Annotated in this window: 18 protein-coding genes; 4 read left to right on the plus strand and 14 right to left on the minus strand. The window is 36.6% G+C overall.

The window, feature by feature from the left end; all coding sequences use genetic code 11:
- Nucleotides 1–12 precede the first annotated feature (12 nt).
- From ftsZ to mraZ, 13 genes are all read right to left on the minus strand, one after another.
- Nucleotides 13–1,716 carry a cell division protein FtsZ gene (gene ftsZ / locus IPZ78_RS10565; protein ID WP_225553466.1) on the minus strand — a complete coding sequence of 568 codons (1,704 nt, stop codon included), beginning with the start codon at nt 1,714–1,716 and terminating at the stop codon, nt 13–15.
- A 142-nt stretch (nt 1,717–1,858) separates the two neighbouring features.
- On the minus strand, nt 1,859–3,226 hold the full coding sequence (gene ftsA, locus IPZ78_RS10570) for a cell division protein FtsA (protein WP_225553471.1): 1,368 nt from the start codon (nt 3,224–3,226) through the stop codon (nt 1,859–1,861).
- 11 nt (nt 3,227–3,237) lie between these two features.
- Nucleotides 3,238–4,056 (minus strand): FtsQ-type POTRA domain-containing protein, encoded by an 819-nt coding sequence (locus tag IPZ78_RS10575; protein WP_225553472.1) that lies wholly within the window; start codon nt 4,054–4,056, stop codon nt 3,238–3,240.
- Between the two features lie 2 nt (nt 4,057–4,058).
- Complete coding sequence (gene murC / locus IPZ78_RS10580; RefSeq protein ID WP_225553542.1) at nt 4,059–5,411, minus strand: UDP-N-acetylmuramate--L-alanine ligase; 1,353 nt, start codon at nt 5,409–5,411, stop codon at nt 4,059–4,061.
- 8 nt (nt 5,412–5,419) lie between these two features.
- On the minus strand, nt 5,420–6,514 hold the full coding sequence (gene murG / locus IPZ78_RS10585) for an undecaprenyldiphospho-muramoylpentapeptide beta-N-acetylglucosaminyltransferase (protein WP_225553473.1): 1,095 nt from the start codon (nt 6,512–6,514) through the stop codon (nt 5,420–5,422).
- Between the two features lie 12 nt (nt 6,515–6,526).
- Nucleotides 6,527–7,738, minus strand: a complete 1,212-nt coding sequence (locus IPZ78_RS10590) for an FtsW/RodA/SpoVE family cell cycle protein (protein WP_225553474.1) — start codon at nt 7,736–7,738, stop codon at nt 6,527–6,529.
- Between the two features lie 9 nt (nt 7,739–7,747).
- Nucleotides 7,748–9,121: a UDP-N-acetylmuramoyl-L-alanine--D-glutamate ligase gene (gene murD / locus IPZ78_RS10595; protein WP_225553475.1), complete on the minus strand. Its 1,374-nt coding sequence runs from the start codon at nt 9,119–9,121 to the stop codon at nt 7,748–7,750.
- 1 nt (nt 9,122) lies between these two features.
- A complete protein-coding gene (gene mraY, locus IPZ78_RS10600) occupies nt 9,123–10,367 on the minus strand; it encodes a phospho-N-acetylmuramoyl-pentapeptide-transferase (protein WP_225553477.1) in 1,245 nt (414 codons plus the stop codon).
- Between the two features lie 8 nt (nt 10,368–10,375).
- Nucleotides 10,376–11,830: a UDP-N-acetylmuramoyl-L-alanyl-D-glutamate--2,6-diaminopimelate ligase gene (locus tag IPZ78_RS10605; protein WP_225553479.1), complete on the minus strand. Its 1,455-nt coding sequence runs from the start codon at nt 11,828–11,830 to the stop codon at nt 10,376–10,378.
- A 1-nt stretch (nt 11,831) separates the two neighbouring features.
- Complete coding sequence (locus IPZ78_RS10610) at nt 11,832–13,946, minus strand: penicillin-binding protein (RefSeq protein ID WP_225553481.1); 2,115 nt, start codon at nt 13,944–13,946, stop codon at nt 11,832–11,834.
- A 16-nt stretch (nt 13,947–13,962) separates the two neighbouring features.
- Nucleotides 13,963–14,373 carry an FtsL-like putative cell division protein gene (locus IPZ78_RS10615; RefSeq protein ID WP_225553482.1) on the minus strand — a complete coding sequence of 137 codons (411 nt, stop codon included), beginning with the start codon at nt 14,371–14,373 and terminating at the stop codon, nt 13,963–13,965.
- 11 nt (nt 14,374–14,384) lie between these two features.
- The gene (rsmH, locus tag IPZ78_RS10620) at nt 14,385–15,302 is read right to left on the minus strand and encodes a 16S rRNA (cytosine(1402)-N(4))-methyltransferase RsmH (protein WP_225553484.1); all 918 of its coding nucleotides are present in this window, start codon (nt 15,300–15,302) and stop codon (nt 14,385–14,387) included.
- Nucleotides 15,295–15,768 (minus strand): division/cell wall cluster transcriptional repressor MraZ, encoded by a 474-nt coding sequence (mraZ, locus tag IPZ78_RS10625; protein WP_225553486.1) that lies wholly within the window; start codon nt 15,766–15,768, stop codon nt 15,295–15,297. Before mraZ ends, rsmH begins: the two co-directional genes overlap by 8 nt.
- 402 nt (nt 15,769–16,170) lie before the next feature.
- Between mraZ and aspS the strand changes: the two genes are divergently transcribed.
- From aspS to IPZ78_RS10640, 3 genes are all read left to right on the plus strand, one after another.
- Entirely contained in the window at nt 16,171–17,925 is a 1,755-nt protein-coding gene (gene aspS, locus IPZ78_RS10630) for an aspartate--tRNA ligase (protein WP_225553489.1), read from the plus strand.
- Nucleotides 17,926–18,008: 83 nt separating this feature from the next.
- Nucleotides 18,009–19,472, plus strand: a complete 1,464-nt coding sequence (locus IPZ78_RS10635) for an FAD-dependent oxidoreductase (RefSeq protein WP_225553491.1) — start codon at nt 18,009–18,011, stop codon at nt 19,470–19,472.
- 106 nt (nt 19,473–19,578) lie between these two features.
- Entirely contained in the window at nt 19,579–19,797 is a 219-nt protein-coding gene (locus tag IPZ78_RS10640; protein ID WP_225553493.1) for a hypothetical protein, read from the plus strand.
- A 190-nt stretch (nt 19,798–19,987) separates the two neighbouring features.
- Here the strand turns inward: IPZ78_RS10640 and IPZ78_RS10645 are convergent, their stop codons facing one another.
- Nucleotides 19,988–21,034, minus strand: coding sequence for a hypothetical protein (locus IPZ78_RS10645; RefSeq protein ID WP_225553494.1), 1,047 nt, complete (start codon nt 21,032–21,034; stop codon nt 19,988–19,990).
- Between the two features lie 256 nt (nt 21,035–21,290).
- Between IPZ78_RS10645 and IPZ78_RS10650 the strand changes: the two genes are divergently transcribed.
- Nucleotides 21,291–22,682 carry a LutB/LldF family L-lactate oxidation iron-sulfur protein gene (locus IPZ78_RS10650; RefSeq protein WP_225553495.1) on the plus strand — a complete coding sequence of 464 codons (1,392 nt, stop codon included), beginning with the start codon at nt 21,291–21,293 and terminating at the stop codon, nt 22,680–22,682.
- The last annotated feature ends 33 nt before the right edge of the window (nt 22,683–22,715 follow it).

Here is a 22,715-nt window from a genome sequence, read left to right on the forward strand (position 1 = left end):
ATGTGGAATATACTAATCCACATTATCATGTAAAAATGAATTATTAGAACGAATTTCGGTCACACCATCATCAAATGACAACGTAAAACGTGAAACTTGAGAATCTGAAGAATGTGGAACGTCATCCAATGACTTTTGTTTTCTTTTATACGCTGGCTCGTTTTCTAACTCTTGTAAACCATTAGAAGACTTTAATTTCATACTCAATTCCTTAAGACGTAAAATACGTTCTTTCGTCTTCAATAATTGATCTTCAAAATTAACCTCTTCTTCTACTTTTACAGTAGAATTCGAAACATTAGCAGCGTAATTAGTTTCAACGATATTATTTACTTCTTGCTCTACCTCTTCGTCAATTTTCTCCTCATACATATCAAATACAGTAGGCAATTTGAATTCAAAAACTGATGGAGATGTTTTTAACTCAAACCCTCCGTTATCTTCAATATGCTCTTCTGCTGCAAAATCCTCTTGTACATCCAAAGTATGTCTAACAACATTTGAATCCTGTTGCACAGATACACTCGCAACATTACTAGTAGGTTTCACTGGATTAAAAAGATCGGCTTGTGGCGTTGACACAGGTTGAGCTACATTTACAACTGTTTCAACAGGTGTAACATAAGCTGTCGTTGTAGTCGTTGGATTTGCTACAAATTGATTTTGCGATACGGGCTTAATAAACTCATGCACTGTATCTGGAGTTAATGGCAAAGCCACCTTCTCGTTTTCTCTCTCCTTTTGACGCTCTTCGGCTGTTTGAAAACCCGTAGCGATGATAGTTACAGACAAATCATCTTCTAAGTTTTCGTCGATACAGTTACCCCAAATTAAATCAGCAGTAAGACCAGCTTTTTCTTGGATATAATCTGTCACAATAGCCACCTCGTCCATAGTCACCTCTTTGCGACCAGATGTAATATTTAATAAGATATAGCGAGCACCTTCAATTTCGTTATCTTTTAACAATGGAGAAGCTAATGCTCCTGTTACAGCTTCAATGGCTCTGTTTTCTCCAGAAGCGACATGATTACCCATAATCGCTACACCACTATCATTCATTACAGTACGAACATCTTTGAAATCGACGTTTACATAACCTGGAATGGTGATAATTTCAGCTATACCTTTTGCTGCAGTAGTCAATATATCATCTGCCTTCGAAAAAGCAGCTGTCATTGTTAAATTACCAAAGATCTCACGCAATCTATCGTTAGAAATCACAAGATATGAATCTACATATTTACGGAGCTCATTCAGACCGTCTTCTGCTTGAGAACGACGTTTTTTACCTTCGAATGTGAATGGTGTAGTAATTATAGCCACAGTCAAGATACCCATCTCCTTAGCTGCCTTAGCTAACACAGGACTTGCACCAGTACCCGTACCACCGCCCATACCAGCTGTGATAAAAAGCATCTTGGTATTATTACCTAACATTCTTTTGATATCATCAATACTTTCGATAGCAGAGTTTTCACCTACATCAGGATCAGCACCAGCACCCATACCTTCAGTAAGACTAGTGCCCAATTGTACTTTGTTAGGAATAGGGCTTAATTCCAATGCTTGAGCATCAGTATTACACACTATAAAATCTACTCCACTAATCCCTTGCTTGTACATGTGGTTAACAGCATTACCGCCGCCGCCACCAACACCTATAACCTTGATTATAGATGATTGCTCCTTTAACATTTCAAATTGTATCGACATAATAATATCCTATTTAAAAAAGAACTGCAAAGCTTAACCGATTTAACCCAAACTCAACAATTCGAATGTAATAATACCAAAATCTTAACAAGAGTTTTCCACATTTGTGAAATTGTGGAAAACTACCTTTGTTGTGGAAAAATTATTTTTTTCCTATAAAAGTTTCGTCATCAATTTCTTGATTATCCTTGATAAATTCTGAGATAATTTTAGTAAACCAACTCTCCTTTTTACTTTGCTCTTTCGTGATTTGTTCAACCTGACCTTTACGAGGTTTTTTCAGCTCTCGCTCCTCAAAAGCCATATCTTGCTCGTCTTCGACAGTCTGAATACCTTTTATCAATAAACCAATACTTGTCGCATACATCGGACTTTTCATCTCCTCCAATGTTTGTTTATTTAACATATCCGTCTTAGCCAAATATTCATTTGGATAACCAATACGACAATCAATACCCGTGATATACTCGACCAATTGAACTAAATGTTTCAATTGCGCCCCACCACCTGTAATTACAATACCAGCAATCAATTTATCTTCATAACCAGAAGACTTAATCTCGTAATATACGTGCTCGATAATCTCTTCCATTCTTGCTTGAATAATGTATGCAAGATTTTTAACAGAAATCTCTTTAGAGTCACGACCACGAATACCAGGAACACAGATTACTTCGTTATCTTTATTTTCATCAGCTAAAGCCGATCCATATCTTACTTTTAATTGCTCAGCTTGATTTCGAAGGACAGCACAACCTTGACGAATATCTTCTGTTACAATATTACCTCCCAATGGAATTACAGCAGTATGACGGATAATACCTTCATGGAAAATAGCCACGTCAGTAGTACCACCACCAATATCAACAAGAACTACACCAGCCATTTTTTCTTCTTCATCCAATACAGCTTCGGATGACGCTAATGGCTCAAGTACTAATGAAGATACTTCCAAATCAGAATTATCTACACATTTCTTGATGTTTTTAATATCAGTTACACGACCTGAAATGATATGGAAATTTGCTTCCATACGACGACCAGCCATACCAATTGGTTCTTTGATACCAGGCTCATTGTCAATCGTAAACTCTTGTGGCAACACATGAATAATTTCTTCCCCTGGAGGCAAAACCAATTTATACATATCAGAGATTAATCTTTCGACGTCATGACGATTGATTTCATCATCATCACTCTTAGTCAAGATGCCACGATGTTGAATACTCTTAATATGTTGACCAGCAATACCTACATTGACTACTTTAATATCTACATTTGACTGTCCTTCTGCTAAAGAAACGGCCTCACGGATACTAAATACAGTCTTTTGAATATTAGCTACCACACCACGATTCACACCGGCAGATTCTGCCTTACCCACACCTAATAATTCAATTTTGTTTGTACCACTGCGTCGTCCTACAGTAACACAAATCTTTGTCGTACCGATATCTAAACCAACGATAATCGGATTTTCTTTTTCATTGTCTGTAATTCTTGGTTTCATATGCTGTATTTTTAATTTTTCATGTTTATTTTCATTTGCAAACTATCCATATACCACCCCTCTCTTCGTTCACAAATAATTTGTCCGCCGTATTTCACATTTACCTTAGCGTACGCTTCTGTTCCTACTTTTGGCAATATATTTTTATAATACATTTCCAATCTTTTGAGTTTGTAATCCAACGAATCCGCAGAACCTATCACCAATAACTCTTTCCCTACACGCGGAATTAACTCTATATCATTTTGATCGTTAACATAGATTTGAACAATCTGATTCTCCCACAGATCATTGCCTGTCACATGATTAACAATTTTTACTAAATCTTTTACCGTTTCTGTTTCAATCGGCTCCAATGCCTTCGTATAGCTTTCTCTAATTTTGCCATTAGCTACCAAAACATGTGGAACATACTTTAATGTCACCGGTATCTTGTGTCCCTTTGTATCCACATAAAACTCACGACCGTCACTATTAATCACACGAAGAATAACTTCACGCTGTTTCACACTTACAGTAACAGTACCATCCATATCTGTGTGAATCACCGCACTTGACACGTATGGAAGCTTTTTAATAGCCTCTTCAATCTCTTGATATTTTATTTGCTGTAATTGCTTTCCTACAATTGTTCCAAATTGATTATTCACCATTTTTGAAATATCCTGTTGGTCTATAAAAGTTTCTTTACCTTCCACATTAACCTTCAAAGATTTACAAACCTGAGAACCGTCTTTACGATTTATCAACCCCATGAGTACCGTCAACCCTACCAAAGCAGCGATGCCAAGGAAGGAATAAAATACAAGTCCCCATCTGATATTTTTCATCGTTATTGTTGTAAAATTCCTTTTAAAGGTTTCACCAATCTATCAATATCTCCTGCCCCTACAGTTACCACCAATTCTGGTTTCTCATTTTTCACATATTCCAACACATCCTGTGGAGACACTACTCTTTTATTTTCTAAATCAATTTTTTCCAATAACCAAGAAGATGTCACACCTTCAATCGGTAACTCTCGTGCTGGATAGATTTCCATCAATAATAACTCGTCTGCCATTCCCAAAACTTCCGCAAAACCATCCACAAAATCACGTGTGCGTGAAAACAGGTGTGGTTGAAAAACAACAGTCAGTTTTTTAGTTGGATATAATTTACGCATTGACGATAAAAATGCTCTCAATTCCTCTGGATGATGCGCATAATCATCAATATAAACTGCATTTTCGCTGCGTACTATAAATTCAAAACGTCTTTTTGCACCACTAAAATTCGCTAATGCAACAACAATCTTATCTTGGTCAATACCTAACAAAAGCGCAACAGTGATAGCTGCAACTGCATTTTCAATATTATGCAGCCCCGCAATTCCTAATTTGATATTTGCGATACGCAAATCCTCATTTACATAATCAAAATGGAACTCTCCATCAATTACTTGAACATTCTCTGCATGTGCATCTGCCTGCTCACTACCTGAATAGGAAATATCACCGGAAAATGGCAACCCTTTTTTCACAATTCGGTGACCGCCATCTACCACTCTATCCAAGTACATTTTAAAAGAATCAATCAAATGTGATTCATCACCATAAATATCCAAGTGATCCGCATCAGCTGAAGTAATAACAGCGATATTCGGATGTAGGGTCAAAAATGAGCGATCATATTCATCAGCTTCTACCACGACAACATCATTATCCCCATACAATACATTAGTATTATAATTCGAACTAATTCCACCTAAAAATGCAGAGCAATCATAGCCTGAATCTTTAAGAATATGTGCAATCATTGTTGAAGTCGTCGTCTTACCATGTGTACCTGCTACACCAATTGTAAAGCGACTAGCACTAATCATTCCTAATACTTGAGAACGTTTATAAATATCAAATCCTTTGTCAATAAAATAATTTTTAATTTTCAAGTCTTTCGGAACGGCTGGCGTGAATATCACCAAACTCTCCTCCGAAGGTTGATTAAATTCTGATGGAATCAAATTCACATCATCATGATAAACAATAGCAATACCCTCTTCCACCAACGTACTTGTCAAATCTGTCTCTGTACGATCATACCCAGACACTTTACAACCCAAATGCTGAAAGTAACGCGCCAAACCACTCATCCCAATACCACCGATACCGATAAGATAAACTTGCTTTATTTGATCAATACTTATCATGTTTGTTATTTTATTAATTTTAGAACTTCTTTAGCAATTACATCATCAGCATCCAATAAGGCTAACTTTTTAATATTACTGCCTAAATCATTCATTTTATCTCCATTATTCAAAAATACTAAAGCCTCATCTACCAATTTGCCTCTAGCTTCTATATCTTTAACCATCAATGCAGCATCCTTATTTACTAATGCCATTGCATTTTTAGTTTGATGATCTTCTGCTACATTAGGTGACGGAACAAGAATTACAGGCTTTCCTACGACACACAATTCCGAAATAGTACCCGCACCAGCTCTTGCAATAATTAAATCTGCAGCTGCATAAGCATAATCCATACGTTGAAGAAAAGGCATCATTTTTACATTAAAAGGCAAATCTTGAATTTCCTTGTTCAACTTTTCGTGATAATAACTTCCGCACTGCCAGATGACCTGTACATCTGCACCTTTGAATTTTTCAAATGATTGCTTGACACAGTCATTCAATGTACCAGCACCAAGACTTCCTCCTGTCACCAAAATCGTTTTCTTACCAGCCTCTAGCCCGAAAGAAACCAATGCGTCCCCCTTTTTACCTTCGATATCTATCGATGTTCTACGAATAGGGTTTCCTGTTAACAATACTTTGTCTGCTGGAAAAAACTGTTCCATTCCTTCGTAAGCAACACAGATTTTCTTTGCCTTAGCACCCAAACTTTTATTGGTTTTTCCTGCAAAAGAATTTTGTTCTTGTATCAATGTTGGTAAACCAATTATGTTAGCCATCATTAACAATGGTCCAGAGGCATACCCACCAACTCCTACAGCCACATCTGCGCCAAAATCTTTTATAATTCGTCTTGCTTTCAACAAACTTTTTATCATTTTAAAAGGCAAGGATATATTCTTTAATAATGACGAACGATTAAATCCTTGAATATCCAACCCAACTATCGTATATCCGGCTGCAGGAACCTTTTCCATCTCCATCTTCCCATTCGCTCCTACAAACAAAATCTCAATATTCGGTTCAATACGACGCAAAGCATTCGCTATCGCAATAGCTGGGAAAATATGCCCCCCAGTTCCTCCTCCGCTTATGATTACTTTATGCGCCATCTACTTTTATAATTAAACAGTACCTACCACCACTTTTCTAGATGATTTCGGCTCTGCTATTGTTCCTTCTTGTAATTCCTCTTTATTTTTCAATTCTTCGATACTTCTGCTTACCGAAAGAATAATTCCTAATGCAATACTTGTAAATAAGATAGATGTCCCTCCCATACTTACCAATGGTAATGGCACACCTGTTACTGGACCTAACCCCACCGCAACTGCCATATTAGCCAAAGCCTGAATGGTCAAGCTAAACCCAAGCCCAGCCGCCAAAAAAGCACCAAATGCTCGTGGACTTAATGTAACAATACGTATAACCCTGTACATTAATGATAGATACAACATCAACAAAATCACTCCTCCAATCGTACCATACTCCTCAATAATAATCGCGAATATGAAATCGGAATATGGGTGTGGTAACACATTACGTTGAATACTATTACCAGGTCCTTTTCCAAATAATCCTCCTGTAGCTATCGCAATTTTTGCATTATTAGCTTGAAAATTTTTATCCTCTTGAAAAGGAACACTTACGCCATTGTTTGTTTGCTCTGTTTTAAAGAATCCCTCAATACGACTTAAATATGTAGCACGACGCGGACCTAATAAGATAACCATTGTCAACAAAACACCGCCACCTAGACAGACAAGACCTATTTGTTTTGCACTCACTCTACCAATCAACAACAACAAAACACTGGTACCAAATAACATCAATGCCGTTGATAAATTTGCCCAAGCAATTAATACAAAGACAGCACAAACGGTGCCCATGATTGGGATAAAAGACTTCTTCAAATCTTTTATCTCGTACGCTTTACGAGATAGCATTCTAGCAAGGAATGTAATCAATGCCAACTTAGCTAAATCAGAAGTTTGAAAAGTCTGATTGATAACAGGAATAGTCACCCAACGAGATGCCTCATTGACCGAACTACCAAATATTAACGTATACAACAACAACGGAATCGTAATCGCCATTAATATTTTAGAAATACCAGCGTACCATCTATAATCTAACTTGTGAGACAAATACATCAAAACTAAACCGATAGCAATAATGGCAAAATGCTTAATCAAATACATCTCTGTACCTTTACCTTCTTTATAAGCCAAAGTACCTACAGAGCTATAAACAGCAAGCAAAGACCATCCTGATAAAATTATCACGATAATCCAAATCCATTTATCACCTTTTAGTTTTGAAAAAATTTGTTCCATAAACTAGAATTACAACGCCATTACAGCCTCTTTGAATTTGTCACCTCTTTCTTCGTAATTTTTGAACCAGTCAAAACTTGCACATGCAGGAGACAATAACACGGTGTCACCTTTTTCGGCAATGTGAGAAGCGATGTTCACGGCATCCTCAATTGATGAACTGTTTACAATTACGTCTACTTCATCTTCAAAAGCATCGTGAATACGTGACGTATCTTTACCAATACAAACTATAGCTTTCACTTTTTGCTTTACTAAATCACGAAGCATATCATAGTCATTGCCTTTATCAACACCACCCAATAATAGAACAATGTTCGTCGAAAAGCTCTCTAAGGCATACCACACTGAATTCACATTCGTAGCTTTTGAATCGTTAATATAATTCACCCCTCCTATCAATGCTACATGTTCCAAACGATGGGAAATATTCACATATGAACCCATACTTTCCTTCATGCTTTGATTGCGTAACTCCTGCACTTTAGCAATTAAGCCAGATGCCATATTATTATAGACATTGTGCTTTCCTTGTAATGATAACTCTTCAATATTCATCTCGAACTCGTCTCTATTAGGTAAGTTAATTTTCAAATTTTTATTCTCGTCCAAATGCGCCCCTACACTCACGATCTGCTCTTGCGTCATCGGCAATTGCAATGCCTTAATATCAAACCTTGACAAAGCTTTGACCGTTTCTTCATCATCCAAACAGTAGATAAAATAGTCTTCTGGACGTTGATTTTGAATCATTCGGAATTTAGAATTCACATAATTCTCCATCTTATATTCATATCGATCTAAATGATCGGGTGTAATATTCAATATCACTGCTATATCAGCGCGGAAATGATACATGTCATCCAACATAAAGCTGGAAATTTCTAACACATAGGAATCAAATGTTTCACGAGCAACTTGCAAAGCAAAGCTTTTACCAATATTCCCTGCCAAACCAATATTCAAACCCGCCTTTTGTAACATATAATATGTTAACATGGTCGTGGTTGATTTACCATTTGACCCCGTGATACAAATTAATTTTGCATCTGTATATTGCGCTGCAAACTCAATTTCAGAGATTACAGGGATATTCAAAGAACGAAGCCTTTTAATCAAAGGAGCCTTTTCGGGGATACCAGGACTTTTTACAACGATATCCGCATTCAATATCAAATCTTCTGTATGTTGACCAGATTCAAATGCGATTCCCTCACCCACCAAATTTGCTTTATACGAATCTGAAATCACTCCCATATCCGACACAAAGACATCAAACCCTTTATCCTTACCCAAGATAGCCGATCCAACTCCACTTTCGCCTGCACCTAGGATCACCAAACGCCCTGACTGTGGATAATATGTATTTGCTATACTTCCCATATTATCTAACTTTCAATGTTACGATTGTCAAAATCGCCAAAATAACCCCCACGATTACAAAACGTGTTACTATTTTCGCTTCGTGATAACCCTTCTTTTGATAGTGGTGATGCAATGGCGACATCAAAAAGATACGTCTACCCTCACCAAATCTTTTCTTGGTATATTTGAAATAAGAAACCTGTAAAATCACGGACAAATTTTCAATCAAGAATACTCCACATAATATTGGAATCAACAATTCTTTGCGAATCAAGATAGCAAACGCAGCAATAATACCACCAATTGCCAATGAACCCGTATCCCCCATGAATACTTGTGCTGGGTATGCATTATACCACAAGAAACCTGTACATGCACCCAAAAATGCACCAGCAAAAATCACCAGTTCACCCGAATTCGGGATATACATAATATTTAAATAATCCGAAAAAATGATATTACCTGAGACATAAGCCAAAATCGCTAATGTGATCCCAATAATCGCGGAAGTCCCCGTGGCTAAACCGTCTATTCCGTCGGTAATATTTGCCCCATTCGAAACAGCTGTCACAATAAAAACCACAAAAACAAGAAATACAGCAAAAGTCACCCAAACTCCTTCTAATCCAAATACATCTAACACTTTAGAATAATCGAATTCACTACTCTTATAAAAAGGGAAATTTGTTTTAGTTGATTTTACATTCTCAGCATAGCTCGTTTCTCCCGTTTGGGGATTAATTACAATCTCCACAGCCTTTTCAGAAGTAGGATTCATCACTTGCTCACGCACCACAATATCTGGATGAAAATACATCGTGAAAGCGATCAAAACACCTAAACCAACTTGACCAATTATCTTAAAACGACCAGCTAAGCCCTCCTTATTCTTTCTAAATACCTTAATATAATCGTCAAGAAATCCAATCGCCCCCATCCACAAAGTCGTAATAATCATAATGATAATATAAATGTTATCAAGCTTTGCAAACAATAAGGTTGGAATCAAAATACCTGCAATTATAATCAAACCACCCATTGTAGGTGTTCCTTGCTTTTTCTTTTCTCCCTCCAAGCCCAAATCACGAATGGTTTCTCCAACTTGCTTTTTATGAAGCAATTGAATCAATCGACTACCAAAAACCGTTGTAATGATTAATGATACAATAACCGCAATCGCTGTACGAAAAGAAATATATTGAAACAATCCTGATCCAGGGATTTTCCAATTTTCATGTAACCAATCAAATAAATAATATAACATCGATACTCTTATTGTTCGTTAAACGTATTTTCCAATTCTTCTCTATCATCAAAATGAAGACGAGCCCCATTTATCTCTTGATATTTTTCATGTCCCTTACCTGCCACCAACACAATATCACCTGGATTTGCTAAGTGCACTGCTGCACGAATAGCTTCTCTACGATCCGCTATACTGAATGTGTTTTTCTTTTTCTCCGGAGAAACACCACTTTCCATCTCCTTGATGATTATCAAAGGGTCTTCCGTACGTGGATTGTCTGATGTAATAATCAATTTATCACTATACTTCAATGCCACCTTTGCCATTTCTGGTCTTTTCGTTTTATCTCTATCACCTCCACAACCCAACACAGTAATTATCTGTTGTCCTACAACACGTAAATCTTTGATAGTTTCCAACACATTCTCCACAGCGTCTGGAGTATGTGCATAATCCACTATTCCCACGACACCGTTCTTTGATCGTACTGTTTCGAACCTTCCTTCTGCTCCTGATATTTCACTTAATGCAACGAGCACTTTAGACGTTTCTTGTTCTAATAATATCGCAGTAGCATAAGCAGCTAATAAGTTGTATGCATTAAACCCGCCTACTAACTTCACCCACAAATCATGCGCATCAATTTGCAACAACATCCCATCAAAATGAGACTCCAAAACCTTAGCTTTGAAATCAGCCATATTTTGAAGGCCATAAGTCTTACGATGTGCAAAAGTATTTTGAAGCATGATCACTCCATTTTTATCATCAACGTTCGTTAACGCAAAAGCATATCCATCTAAATCATCAAACAATTTCTTTTTTGCTTTTATATAATGATCAAATGTTCCGTGAAAGTCTAAATGATCATGTGTTATGTTTGTGAAAATTCCACCTGCAAATCTCAACCCAACGATACGTTGTTGCACAACAGCATGTGAGCTAACCTCCATAAAACAATAATCACAACCATCATCAACCATTTGACGCAACAGTTTATTTAATGCAACTGGATCTGGTGTTGTATGTGTAGCAGGAACTATAGTTGAACCAATTCTATTTTCTACAGTAGAAAGCAACCCAACATGATACCCCAATTGTTTGAAAAGATTAAACAATAAAGTAGCCACTGTTGTCTTTCCATTTGTACCAGTTACACCTACTAGTTTCAAATCTTTAGAAGGATTATCGTAGAAATTTCCAGCAATAATTCCTAATGCATATGAACTATCACTTACTTGAATATATGTCACATTTGTCTCTATATCTTCTGGCAATTCCTCAACCACCAATACAGAAACATTATTTTCAATAGCTTTTGTTAAATACAAATGTCCATCTGTTTGAACTCCCTTTACCGCGACAAAAAGAGTTCCTGATTTCACCTGTCTAGAGTCAAAAGAAATCGCATCCACATCCATATCTAATGAACCGATTACTTGTAATACAGGAATAGCATGCAATAACTCTTTTAATTTCATATTATTTCAACTCTATTGATACATTTGATCCCATTTTCATACGCTGCCCTGGAGACAAAGACTGAGCAATCACTTTCCCTTTGCCTAAAATTTTTGTTTTGAATCCCGCATTTTCCATTGTAAAAATCGCATCCACTAATCCCATTCCTTTAACATTAGGCACTACACCTTCTTTTATATTTACCTCGACAAACGGAAATCCACGTTGCGAAACAACAGAATCGCCTTGCCCCAATGTATTCCAATTTTGAGGATTAAAGCCTAATGACTCATACACCTTAACTGACGCTTCTTTTGAGCCATTCAATGTCAATGGTGTACGCATCCCTGCTGTATTTACAGCCTTATTTGCGAATGTCCCTTGCAATTTTAAATCATTGGCATAAACCATGTCAGCTAATTCTTTAAACACAGGCCCCGCAACAGAACCTCCATAATACCCATTACGTGGGTTACGAATTACTACAATCATCGAGTATCTCGGATTTTCAGCCGGAAAATAACCTGCGAAAGAAGATTGATACCTCCTTGCGCCATACCCTCTTGCATTATCAGCCATTTGTGCTGTACCGGTTTTACCTGCCGCAGAATACAATGGGCTACTTAATTTCTTACCAGTACCCTCAATCATTACTCCCTCAAGCATTCCTTGCATTTTTTTAATAGCTTCTTCCGATGCCATTTGCTGATTGATAACCCTAGCTTCAAAATGCTGAACTGTATTCCCTAAATGACGAATCTCTTTAACAAACAACGGCGCTATCATTTTACCATCATTAGCCACTCCATTATAAAGTGTCAACGTTTGTAATGGAGTCAACAATAACTCATATCCATACGCCATCTGAATCAATGACAATTTACTCCAAGACTTATTTTTAGGCGTCTTAACTACAGGAACCCCTTCACCCGGAATCTGTAAGTGCAATGGCTCATGTAAACCCCAACTATGTAATTTTGAAGTGAATTTGGACGGATTACTTCCATAATGCGTATTGATCAACTTCGTTATCGCTACGTTAGAAGACTCCTCAAAACCCTCTTTTACGCTTATATTAGATTTCTTAGGAGCATGTGAATCTCGAATAGTATGCGATGGGACTTTGTAAGTACCATTGCCAATATCCACGCGCGTGGCTGTATCAATATAACCATCATCCAATGCAGCTAAATAAGAAGCCAACTTGAATGTAGATCCAGGATCCGCTATCTGCGCTATCGCTATATTTAACTTCTCACGATACTCGCCATCTTTATCCTTAGTGAAATTAGCTATTGCACGAATCTCCCCCGTTTGCACCTCCATCAATATCACACAACCTTCATCAGCATCGCTAATTTTCATTTGCTTACCCAACGCACGTTGTGCCATATCCTGCATATTTACATCAATGGTTGAAATGATATCCGAACCATCAACAGGAGCTACTTCCAAATCTCTATTCAACGGCACCCAAACACCGCCAGCAATACGTTGCATCATCTGCGCACCGCTCTTACCCTCTATAAACTCGCCATAAGCACCCTCTAACCCAACTTTGAAATCCTCATTCTTATACCCAATTGTACGCGCTGCTAAATTCGTAAAAGGCAATATTCTTTTGTTTTTACGAACAGATACCAAACTACTTGAATACCTTCTTTTTCCCTCTCTAAATGTTTTGAACAAAGGAAAAGTCTTTAAAATTTTCAAATCCTGGTGTGAAACATCACGCTTCAACAATACATAGCGCTGCTTCTTACTACGCGCTTGTTTAAGAATCGTCAAATACTGACGTGAAGATTTATCTTTAAAAAAGCCTGATAACTTATAAGCTAAAGAATCAACTTTACCATTAAAAACTTCATTGTACTCTTCAGGAATCGACATCGCGTCAAACCTTATTTCGTATTCCGGAACAGAAGTAGCCAATAAGCTACCATCAACAGAATAAATATTACCACGCGCCGCCTCTACTACACGCTCTTGGATAGTCAAGCTATCTGCTATCGAACGCCACTTCCCACCATCCACATATTGCAAATGCAGAAGCTTAGCAAATACAGCCAAAGCTCCAAACACCATAAGCCCAAAGGCTAGGTATACACGCATTAATATGGACTTCCTTATGTTCATACCAAGTATTACCTACTTAATCCTGCTCTTTTAATACTTCAAGTTTAATTGGCGGCTCTGTACGTTCTTTTAACCCTAACGTATCCGCTCTTTTTGCTATTTCCGACTGCGTAGTCAACTTCATCAACTCCGCAGACAAAGACTTATAATCCCAACTCAACTCTTTCACATCTCTACCCAACCTGTCAATCTGTCTAACAGTACGCTCTGCCAAATGACGATTCGAAATATACAACAACGCCAAAAAAGCCAAGAAAGCACCAAAAGGCAAATTTTTTGTCACCAAATAAGTTGACAACTTTGCCGGAGAAAATAAATTATGAAGAATACTCCGAGTCTCCTCAACCTTTTCCTCTACAGATTCAGATATCTCCTCCTGAACATCTTCACTAAGCTCCTGGTTACGAAGTGTATTTCTTCTCGACATAACCCTTACGACTAATTATTTATCTTTTCCGCCACCCGCAATTTCGCACTCCGCGAACGGTTATTACTCTGCAACTCTTCTTCAGAAGCTGTGATTGCTTTACGTGAAATCACACGAAATGGCTTTATTTCATTACCAAAAAAATCCTTCTCAACCTCTCCCTTAAATTTCCCTTTCAACATGAAGTTTTTCACCAAACGATCCTCCAAAGAGTGATAAGACATAATCACTAAACGCCCATCCCCCTTCAAAACCGAAATAGTTTGCAACAAAAACTCTTGCAACGCTTCCAACTCCCTATTCACTTCAATACGTAGCGCTTGAAAAACCTGCGCATGATATTTATGTTCCTTTCCTTTTGGAACCATCTTCTTTACAACCTCTTTTAACTCAGCAACAGTATTAATCTCATTCGACAATCTAGCTGTAACTATAGTTTTTGCTAATGATTTAGCATTTTGCACTTCACCATACATTCCGAAAATACGATGCAAATCTTCCTCACTGTAAGTATTCACAACCTTGCGCGCATCCAAATCCGAAACCTGATCCATACGCATATCCAATTCCGCATCGAAACGAATTGAAAAACCACGTTCAGCATCATCAAACTGATGAGACGAAACTCCCAAATCACCCAAAATCCCATCCACTTCTTTCACCCCCTCCAAACGCAAGTAATTCTTAATAAAACGAAAATTTTGATGAACCAACACAAAGCGCGAATCATCAATTGCATTATTAATAGCATCTGGATCTTGATCAAAAGCAATCAACTTCCCATTTGGACCCAAACGATTTAAAATTTCGCGAGAATGCCCACCACCACCAAACGTCACATCAACATAAACCCCATCAGGCTTAATATCCAACGCCTCCATACATTCATGAAGCATTACTGGTACGTGATACACTTGTTCATCAGACATTAAAACCTCCTTCTAAATCAAAATCTCCCATTACAGATTCTGCCAAATCAGAGAAATCCTCTTCAGAAATAGCATTCATCTTTTCATCATACTTAGCTTTAGACCACAACTCCACCTTACTCAAATTACACACCAACACCAACTCAGCCCCCACCGCTGCATAATCTAACAAAGCTTTAGGCAACAACACACGACCCGCAGAATCCAACATCAACTCTGTAGCTCCACTCGTAAATTTTCTCACGAAATCACGATTCTTAGCTTGAAATTGATTTAATCTTGCCAATTGCGACAATATCCTATTCCACTCCGCTCGCGTATACATCACCAAATTCCCATCGAAGCCACGATTCACTACAAGCCCTTCACGCTCCGCATCAGGCAACTGACGCTTTAGCGCTGCAGGAACCACCATTCTACCTTTGGCGTCCAACTTGCATTCGTATTCTCCAATTAAAAAATTCATCCGTAGTCTATATCGCTAATCAAATTTAATGTAAAAGTATACACTTTCTCCCACATACTCCCACATTCCCCCACAAAAAAGTTTTCCACACTACTTTAGCCCCGCTATCAATGCGTAAATTTTCCTTTTCAAATCATATTCTAAACGTATTTTTACTGATAATCAGCAAGTTGATTTTTATTAAAAACAATGTCATTTTTAAGCTACAAAATCATTATTCAACATAGATTTGCAGCCAAAATATCATCAAAAAACCAAAAGGTGGGACAAAGTGGTAGAAGTTTAATATTAAAAATTAACCCTCGTAAACACCTAAAATCACCATCATTTATTTATCAGATTGCATTAGTTATTGTCCTACAAAACCAATAATTTTGCAACGTATATTTTCTATTTTATAATATGTATAGAAGTCATAATTGCGGCGAGCTAAGAATAGCCGATATAAATAACGAAGTAAAACTTTCTGGTTGGGTTCAAAAATCACGTGACAAAGGATTCATGATTTGGGTAGATTTACGTGATAGATACGGTATTACCCAATTAATTTTTGACGAAGCACGTACAGAAGCTATTGTAATGCAATTGGCAAAATCTTTAGGCCGTGAATTCGTCATCCAAGTAAAAGGCACAGTAATCGAGCGTGAGTCTAAAAACAATAATATTCCAACAGGAGAGATTGAAGTTCTAGTAAATGAATTAACTATACTTAACGAAGCTCAACTCCCTCCTTTCACTATTGAAGATGAGACAGATGGTGGTGAGGATATTCGCATGAAATATCGTTATTTAGATATTCGTCGTAATCCGGTTAAAAACAGTTTATTGTTCCGCCATAAAGTAACGCAAGAAGTTCGTAACTATTTATCGAATCTTGATTTCTGTGAGGTAGAAACACCTTATTTGATCAAATCTACACCAGAGGGTGCGCGTGATTTCGTGGTACCATCTCGTATGAATCCTGGACAGTTTTATGCTTTACCACAATCTCCACAAACTTTCAAACAACTGTTGATGGTAGGTGGTATGGATAAATATTTCCAAATTGTGAAATGCTTCCGTGATGAAGATTTACGCGCGGACCGTCAGCCTGAGTTTACTCAGATCGACTGTGAAATGTCATTCATTGAGCAAGAAGATATTTTAAATGTTTTTGAAGGATTAACACGTCATTTATTACAAAAAATCCACAACATAGAAATAGAGAAATTCCCTCGTATGACTTTCGATGAAGCAATGCGTACGTACGGTAACGACAAACCAGACATTCGTTTTGGAATGAAGTTCGGTGAATTAAACGCGGTTGCGCAACATAAAGAATTTTCGGTTTTCAATTCGGCTGAATTAGTAGTTGGGATTGCTGTACCAGGAGCTGCAACATACACTCGTAAAGAAATCGACGCGTTAATTGATTGGGTAAAACGTCCACAAGTAGGAGCTTCGGGTATGGTTTACGTGAAATGTGAAGCAAATGGACAATACAAATCGTCTGTAGATAAATTCTACGACCAAGAAGATTTAGCAAAATGGGCTGAAGTTACTGGAGCTAACGAAGGTGATTTAATCTTGGTTTTATCGGGTCCTGCTAATAAAACACGTGCACAATTATCAGCATTACGTATGGAATTAGGTAATCGTATGGGCTTACGTAAACCAAATGAGTTTGCTCCTTTATGGGTTGTAGACTTCCCGTTATTAGAATGGGACGAAGAATCGGAACGTTTCCATGCTATGCACCACCCATTCACATCTCCAAAACCTGAAGATATGCATCTATTAGATACAGATCCAGGTAAAGTTCGTGCAAATGCTTATGATTTAGTATTGAATGGTAACGAAATTGGCGGAGGATCTATCCGTATTCACGATAAAGAAATGCAAGCGTTAATGTTTAAACATTTAGGATTTACTCCAGAGCAAGCGCAAGAACAATTCGGTTTCTTAATGAATGCTTTCCAATACGGAGCGCCACCACACGGAGGTTTAGCTTTTGGTTTGGATCGTTTAACAGCTATTTTAGGCGGACAAGAAACCATTCGTGATTTCATTGCATTCCCTAAAAACAATTCAGGTCGCGATGTAATGATCGATGCTCCTGCTATGATTGATAATGCTCAATTAGAAGAATTAAGCTTAGCATTGGCATTAAAAGGTTAAAGTTAACACTCCAAAACAGTATAAAGCCCATCATTTTGATGGGCTTACTTTTTCACAACAAATTAAGTTTCGAATCTTGCCCTATGTTAACACCAAAAACTTTCTTTACACCATGTCCAGAATGTGATGGCGTAGGCAAAATCAAGCGGCGCATAAAGAAAAGTGTACGTTTACGCTACCAAGCGGCATTAGAAAAACATAAAAAAAGCAATTCGAAAGAATACCCTCCCACAGAGCCCAGGCCTCATTTCTCAACCTGTCTAAACTGTCAGGGTCGCGGACTTATCCAATCGCAGGAAAATCTTAAATCCGATTACACAAAAACACCTCATATTGCAATAATCGGTGCCGGAATAGGTGGGGTAGCACTTGCTGTTGCTTGCTTACACCGTGGGATTCCCTTTACTATTTACGAACGGGATGCGAACTTCAATGAACGAGCACAGGGATACGGGCTAACTTTACAACAGGCTAGCAGCGCGATAAATAGTTTTGGAATCTCTAATCTTGAAAAAGGAGTAATTTCCACAAGACATCTCGTTCATAACACCAAAGGGGAAATCATAGCCGAATGGGGAATGAGAAAGTGGCTAGAAAATAGAGTTATCACCAAACCAAAAAAGACAAATATTCATATCGCACGCCAATCCTTAAGACTATCTCTTATAAAACAGCTAGGCGGCAACGATATGATTAAGTGGGGTCATAAACTTATAGATTTTGAGGAGAATGCAGATGGAATAATTAATCTTTATTTTGAAACTAATAAAGAAATCGTCAATACACAAGCTGACCTAATCGTTGGTGCAGATGGCATCCACAGCACCATTAGAAATAAACTAGTAGACAAAGAGACTAATCCTTTACGATTTTTAGACTGTATTGTTATTTTAGGCATTTGCCAATTAAAAGACTTGAAAGACGTAATTAGTCCATTATTAGATTCAGCAACTGTTTTTCAAACTGCCAATGGCAACGAACGTATCTACGTCATGCCATTTGACGCAGAGTCAGTGATGTGGCAACTTAGTTTTCCTATGGCTGAAAATGAAGCAAAAGAATTAAGTAGTAAGGGTTCTGAAGCTTTAAAAGTGGAAGCGATTAAGCGCACGCAATGGCACACACCAATACCAGAAATATTGAAAGCTACGCAACTCAGCAAAATCTCAGGATATCCAGTCTACGATAGAGAAATACTAAATCAAGAAGTCTTACAAAAATTAGGAAACGCCACACTAATTGGAGATGCTGCACATCCTATGAGTCCATTCAAAGGACAAGGAGCTAATCAAGCCTTACTAGATGCGTTAAGCTTAGCACGTGATATTTACAAAAAATGCACTATATTTTCAGATTGGAAAACCAAAGGAATCAGAGCAACTGTTTTAAATAATTTTGAAGCAGAAATGATTGCACGAAGTAGCGTAAAAGTAAAAGATTCTGCGGCTGCGGCTGAATTTCTGCATTCAGAAATAGCTCTCTACGAAAGCAATGAGCCTCGAGGTAGAGTCTTGAAAAGAATGAGCATCTGTAATTCAAATCAATAACACACGATTAATTATTTCTAATATTTAATAACAAAAACCCTTATCTTTAAAAGTTGGTTACTACGTAAGCAACTTTTATTTTTGTAGCAGAACTAAGTAGAGCAACATGGCGCAGAATATCGCAGATAAATTTTTAGAAGACAGTTCAACAAAATCTTTTGACCTTCGTCACCGTGAAATTATTACAAATAATATCGATAAATATAACGTGGCCTTTGAGAGAGGTAAAAGCAAGTTTTTTGATTTAGAAAATTCTAAAAAGAAAGCTAATCTTATTAAGTGGCGTACAATTGAAAATCTCGATAAATACTTAATTGTTTTTTGAAATTACACTCAAAAATTTAAACAATACGATAAGAAATCTTTACAATATTTTCTAAATATTTACCCCAAGTTAACCAAAGTATTTGTAGGTAATTAATCCATTTATACACCTCCACACTTACAAACACTAAAGCATTGTATATCAAATACTTTTTAAGACTTTAAAACCTATGCCCTAATGTTAGAATAATTCAATTTGCATAGCTACCATCAACCTTTTCCGTCGATTTATGATGTTCAAAAAACTCTAAATCAATAAGTTTTTGATACTTTACGGGCAATAGTACATTTTTATTTACTGGATCTACATAAAATAAGATTTGAACTTTTGAAGACTCCTTAGTAAAACTTCCTTCAATTCTATTTACTTGACTGCTTATAAAAAATGATGTTGATTCATTCGTATTCCATTTAAATCTAAATAGTGGAAAATTTTCACTATAACTTTGAACTAGATCAATAGTAACATATTTTGAATTATTATTTTTAGATTTTTCTATATGAGGATAGATTACTTTGTATCCTTTCAAATTCATTCCTCCAGAAGATTCTCCACTATTAATCTCGATTGATTTCTTCTCTAACAAATACTTCTGAGATTGTTCATAGGTAGTATGCTCTTCATTTATTGTTGAAATAACTTTAAAGTTCTCGTCATAATAAGTTGTTTTATCTTTATCAACCAAACAATATATAAATCCCCCATTTTTAACCATTTGATAAGCATAAATATTTTTTATTTCTTGGTTAGATAATTTTAATATTAAATCATTACCTAAATAAATATCTACCACACTATATTCATTATTGATTGCTAAATAACCTAAATAAACTTTTTCGATTTGCTCAAAATTTTTGTATTTTTTTGATAGTGATAAACGTTCATCTAATTCAGAATTATTCATTAAAAAGGCCATGGTTTTATTATAGCCGTATAAATATTTTTTGTCATTAATTTCAATTGAATACTGATTATTTAGATATTCTAAATTTTCTTGTTTACCAGTATATTTATTAAATAACAATACATTATTGCTTTTACTATCTAGTACTATATAATCAGAATAATAATTAATATTACTCGATAGTTCTTCAACATAACTAGGTGGTAATATTTCATTTCCCTTATTGTCTACTATTCCATAAAGCCCACCAATAGCAAATGGATAATACACGCGTTGTTGTGCAAAAATTTTAAGAGATATAAGTAAGATTAGTAATGTTAATTTTATTTTCATTATTGTTTTTAATTTTAAACACAAATTTATTAAATAATAATTTATTTTATTTAAACAATTAAAAGAAAGATTTCAAAAGATATTTACTAAAAAACAATAGATAGTTTGAAAAAAGATAAAACTATTCACCACCATACGCTAAGGGTACGTAATTTTATGCCGAAAACCTCGATTAATTAATTTTTTCAGACTAACTTTAAACATTGGTAAGAAAATTGCCAATCTTTACTTTTGTAGGAGAATTAGCAAAGTCAGCATGGCGCAAAATATAGCAAATAAGTTTTTAGAAGATAGTTCAGCCAAATCCTTTGACCTTCGTCACCGTGAAATTATTACGAATAATATCGATAAATATAATGTGGCCTTTGAGAGAGGTAAAAGCAAGTTTTTTGATTTAGAAAATTCTAAAAAGAAAGCTAATCTTATTAAGTGGCGCACAATTGAAAATCTTGATAAATACTTAGTTGATTTTGAAGCTAATTTTACCTCTAATGGCGGAAAGGTCATATGGGCTAATGATGCAGAGGAAGCTCGTCAAGAAATTTGGAAGATATTCGAAAAGCACAATGCCAAATCGACTATCAAGTCCAAATCTATGGCAACAGAAGAAATTGAATTAAATCATTTCTTAGAAAAAAAAGGTATCGAACCAATTGAAAGTGATTTAGGGGAATATATCATTCAGTTGCTAGACCACAAGCCTTATCATTTCGTAACACCTGCCATGCACCTTAGTTTGGAAGAAATAGCCAAACTTTTTCACGAAAAATTCGACACACCACTGGATGCAACTGCCGAACAGTTGACGATGAAAGCACGTGAATTGCTCAGAGAAAAATATACTACTGCAGAAATTGGAATATCTGGCGCAAATTTCCTAGTTGCTGACACGGGTAGCATAGCCATCACTGAAAACGAAGGAAACGCCCGACTGACAACGACATTTCCCAAAGTCCATATCGCTGTGGTCGGTATTGAAAAAGTAATTCCTAGCATGATGGATTTGGATTTGTTTTGGCCACTATTGGCTTCACATGGAACAGGTCAAAATCTTACAGTTTACAATACATTGTTGAGTGGACCGCGCAAAGCTGAGGACACGGATGGCCCCGAAGAAATGTATGTCGTTCTATTGAATAATAGTCGTACAAATGTATTGGAGAAAAAAGACCAACGTCAAGGTTTATATTGTATACGATGTGGCGCTTGTCTGAATGTCTGTCCAATTTACCAAAATATAGGTGGACATACCTACGAAACGACTTATCAAGGACCAATCGGTTCATTAATCTCTCCGCATTTGAACGGTATGAAAGAATTTAAACATCTTTCCTACGCTTCCAGTTTATGTGGAAAATGTACTGAAGTTTGCCCTGTCAACATCGACATTCAAAAAATGCTTTTATTAAATAGAAGAGACGCTGTACAAGAGAACTTGTCTCCATCTTCTGAAAAACGTATGTGGAATGGCTTTACATTTGGTGTGATGAAAAGAAAATGGGTTGATTTTTTTGGAGGTAAATTCAAAAATTTCATGATGCGCAATTTCTTCAAAAAAGCTTGGGGAGAAAAACGCGAATTACCGCATTTCCCAGAAAAATCTTTCGCGAAGCAATGGAAAGAGCAACAAAAGAATAAGGATAAGTAATAAAAAATGGCTACAGGATTCTGTAGCCATTTT

The organism is Sphingobacterium bovistauri (assembly GCF_020295405.1).
Lineage (GTDB): Bacteria > Bacteroidota > Bacteroidia > Sphingobacteriales > Sphingobacteriaceae > Sphingobacterium > Sphingobacterium bovistauri.

What these genes read in the sequence shown, in the direction of transcription:
- ftsZ (WP_225553466.1), bottom strand. Translation starts at nt 1,716, where the DNA reads ATGTCGATACAATTTGAAATGTTAAAGGAGCAATCATCTATAATCAAG.
- ftsA (WP_225553471.1), bottom strand. Translation starts at nt 3,226, where the DNA reads ATGAAACCAAGAATTACAGACAATGAAAAAGAAAATCCGATTATCGTT.
- IPZ78_RS10575 (WP_225553472.1), bottom strand. Translation starts at nt 4,056, where the DNA reads ATGAAAAATATCAGATGGGGACTTGTATTTTATTCCTTCCTTGGCATC.
- murG (WP_225553473.1), bottom strand. Translation starts at nt 6,514, where the DNA reads ATGGCGCATAAAGTAATCATAAGCGGAGGAGGAACTGGGGGGCATATT.
- IPZ78_RS10590 (WP_225553474.1), bottom strand. Translation starts at nt 7,738, where the DNA reads ATGGAACAAATTTTTTCAAAACTAAAAGGTGATAAATGGATTTGGATT.
- murD (WP_225553475.1), bottom strand. Translation starts at nt 9,121, where the DNA reads ATGGGAAGTATAGCAAATACATATTATCCACAGTCAGGGCGTTTGGTG.
- mraY (WP_225553477.1), bottom strand. Translation starts at nt 10,367, where the DNA reads ATGTTATATTATTTATTTGATTGGTTACATGAAAATTGGAAAATCCCT.
- IPZ78_RS10605 (WP_225553479.1), bottom strand. Translation starts at nt 11,830, where the DNA reads ATGAAATTAAAAGAGTTATTGCATGCTATTCCTGTATTACAAGTAATC.
- IPZ78_RS10610 (WP_225553481.1), bottom strand. Translation starts at nt 13,946, where the DNA reads ATGAACATAAGGAAGTCCATATTAATGCGTGTATACCTAGCCTTTGGG.
- IPZ78_RS10615 (WP_225553482.1), bottom strand. Translation starts at nt 14,373, where the DNA reads ATGTCGAGAAGAAATACACTTCGTAACCAGGAGCTTAGTGAAGATGTT.
- rsmH (WP_225553484.1), bottom strand. Translation starts at nt 15,302, where the DNA reads ATGTCTGATGAACAAGTGTATCACGTACCAGTAATGCTTCATGAATGT.
- mraZ (WP_225553486.1), bottom strand. Translation starts at nt 15,768, where the DNA reads ATGAATTTTTTAATTGGAGAATACGAATGCAAGTTGGACGCCAAAGGT.
- aspS (WP_225553489.1), top strand. Translation starts at nt 16,171, where the DNA reads ATGTATAGAAGTCATAATTGCGGCGAGCTAAGAATAGCCGATATAAAT.
- IPZ78_RS10635 (WP_225553491.1), top strand. Translation starts at nt 18,009, where the DNA reads ATGTTAACACCAAAAACTTTCTTTACACCATGTCCAGAATGTGATGGC.
- IPZ78_RS10640 (WP_225553493.1), top strand. Translation starts at nt 19,579, where the DNA reads ATGGCGCAGAATATCGCAGATAAATTTTTAGAAGACAGTTCAACAAAA.
- IPZ78_RS10645 (WP_225553494.1), bottom strand. Translation starts at nt 21,034, where the DNA reads ATGAAAATAAAATTAACATTACTAATCTTACTTATATCTCTTAAAATT.
- IPZ78_RS10650 (WP_225553495.1), top strand. Translation starts at nt 21,291, where the DNA reads ATGGCGCAAAATATAGCAAATAAGTTTTTAGAAGATAGTTCAGCCAAA.